Raw genomic sequence first — 2,122 nt, 5'->3', positions numbered from 1 at the left:
CCACCGCCATATGTACCTTGCTGCCTTTCTTGCGTTTGTATCCGTCGTAGCCTGCGCGTGCGCCGCTTTCGCACGTCGACTGCAGCGTACGGCCATCGAGGATGACCGCGCTGGGTTGACCACGGCGGTCCTGGGCGACCCGGATGATCGAACGCAAATCGCTCACCATGGCCTCGAAGCAGCCCGCCTGAATCCAGCGTTGCGTCTGCTGGTAGACCAGTTCCCACGGCGGAAAGTCATTGGGCAACAAACGCCACGGGGCACCGGCACGTACGATCCAGCGCAGTGGTCGCCCGGCTTTCGAAGCATGACGACCTCCGTTTGCCGAGACCGATGGGCTTTTCACGTTTCGCGTAAAGCCTTGCGCGCCTTTCAACGGTTGGCCAGTGCAAACAGTGTCGTGATCTGCGCGGTGCTCTTCATCAACCCTCGATACCGAGCCTTCGTCTATCCAAACTGCTGCTGGTTCCTTCTTCATCTGGTGCGTCTCCGGGCCCCGTGTATCAGAGCCGTTCTTTGTCGAACTGGGTGCCGAAATCAAGATCGCATCGACCGCCGACCCTGCCTTCAGCATCAAGCCTTGCTCGCTCAGGATCTCATTGACCAGCGTGCGTATCACGGGGCCAAGCCGTGTGTTGCGAGGAGGTGACGGAACCGGAGAATCGCACTCTCGCCAGCCAAACGCGTCATACCCTTGTCTAATCCCGAAAACCCCCTGTCCGCACACAAGCAAAGATCGAGACTGCAGGCCCTATGGGATTGCTGCCATCATGGCACCGATCGCCCATCACATAGATATAAAATGTTTTTTTGATGTCCGCGTGATTCTCTAATACCGCCCAGGCAGTATGACTTTCAACTGGTTGCGCGTTTTCGTTTTTGAAAACACGCAACCAGTTGCTGGTAAGAAGCGCTCATGAGGAAGGGGCCGGTTGCGAGTCGTAGCCGAGATCGGCAAGCCGCTTGAGCAGGCGTTGGATGGTTTTGCCAGTGTCGAGCCGGCTGAAGTAGTCGGTACCGCGAGGTCTGCATAGACGACGCCGTTGGAAAGCATGAAAGGCCACCCGATTCGCGGATATCTTGCGCGGCGGCGGGAACTCATTCTCGCGCACCAGCTTTTGAATCGTCGCTTCCGATAGCGATACGAATGTCGCCGCCGCATGCAGGTCGAGATAGACCGGCTTCGCGCTAATGGTTGTCGTCTTCGTTGTCATGTTTCAGACCCTTCCCTTTTGATATCGGGGCCGCCGGGCTCCGAGAAACAGACCACTGCCGCCCCTCAGATTGACGGGCTATACGGCGCCTCGCCATTGATGACGCGCTTCGCCTGCTCTTTAACTCGCAGACAGACTCAAAGCAGAGGAAGGCGCCGTCTGCGGTCAGCATGCGATCCCATACGCCCTCGCTGTCCTGATAGATGATGACGTACTCATCAACGCGAAAGCCATCGGCGAGCAGATCGGCGATGACGCGCTCGGCGTCATTGGTTACGGAGCGCGCGCCATCGTTGTGATCGATGATGCAGATAAAGGGCGGTTCGACGCTATACGAGTATTGCGCGCGCGAATGTAGGTACATCAGGTTTCCTCCGGGTCAATCGATAGCGCGAGACGCAACTGCCAGCGCTCGCGCGCCTTCATCGCCGCTGCGGGCGGCGAACATTCCTCGTCCTGCATGTACGTCGATATCGCGCTCGCCAGATACTCGTGCCCGGCCAGCCGTTGCCGAAGCGAAACGAAAAGTGAAGGATCCTGTGCAACGTGCTGCGGATGTCACGCAAGCCAAAAGAAGCTCACGAGAACTGGTATCTGGTCGACGCTAATATTTTCAAGACGTCGCTGCAGTACTGGCGAGGGCATGTCAACCGGCTCGGAGACTATCTGCCGGCATCTGCAATGCCCCGTTCCACTGCTCGATCCGACCATCGATTTCGCAGTCAAATCAGCAGCTTAGGCCGAGATATGGCGGATTTTTAGCGAATCCCGGCCGGACCTCTTCATAGTCACGTGCGAGACGCCGGAAACGGTTGAGCCAGCCAAAGCTGCGCTCGACCACCCACCGGCGGGGGAGCAGAACGAAACCCTTTTTCGTTTCTTCGAGTTTGATCACCTGAAGGTCAATG

Annotated in this window: 2 protein-coding genes and 3 pseudogenes; all 5 read right to left on the bottom strand. The window is 57.8% G+C overall.

Features of this window, described 5'->3' with window-relative positions; genetic code table 11:
* Positions 1-286: pseudogene (locus AB3X96_RS42295) on the bottom strand (transposase); the annotation flags it as partial.
* A gap of 195 nt (positions 287-481) precedes the next feature.
* Positions 482-711, bottom strand: a pseudogene (locus AB3X96_RS42290) (IS5/IS1182 family transposase); the annotation flags it as partial.
* A gap of 203 nt (positions 712-914) precedes the next feature.
* The gene (locus AB3X96_RS42285; protein ID WP_368594383.1) at positions 915-1,214 is read right to left on the bottom strand and encodes a helix-turn-helix transcriptional regulator; all 300 of its coding nucleotides are present in this window, start codon (positions 1,212-1,214) and stop codon (positions 915-917) included.
* On the bottom strand, positions 1,189-1,578 hold the full coding sequence (locus AB3X96_RS42280; RefSeq protein ID WP_368594382.1) for a hypothetical protein: 390 nt from the start codon (positions 1,576-1,578) through the stop codon (positions 1,189-1,191). Before AB3X96_RS42280 ends, AB3X96_RS42285 begins: the two co-directional genes overlap by 26 nt.
* A 417-nt stretch (positions 1,579-1,995) precedes the next feature.
* A pseudogene (locus tag AB3X96_RS42275) lies at positions 1,996-2,122 on the bottom strand (transposase); the annotation flags it as partial.

Origin of the sequence: Paraburkholderia sp. BR13439, from assembly GCF_040948805.1 — a bacterium.
Classification (GTDB): domain Bacteria; phylum Pseudomonadota; class Gammaproteobacteria; order Burkholderiales; family Burkholderiaceae; genus Paraburkholderia; species Paraburkholderia youngii.
Note: the sequence above shows the minus strand (reverse complement) of the source record. Positions and strands in the feature narration are given on the sequence as shown.

Excerpts from the sequence above, each read along its gene's own strand:
- AB3X96_RS42285 (WP_368594383.1), bottom strand. The coding sequence starts at position 1,214 with ATGACAACGAAGACGACAACCATTAGCGCGAAGCCGGTCTATCTCGAC.
- AB3X96_RS42280 (WP_368594382.1), bottom strand. The coding sequence starts at position 1,578 with ATGTACCTACATTCGCGCGCGCAATACTCGTATAGCGTCGAACCGCCC.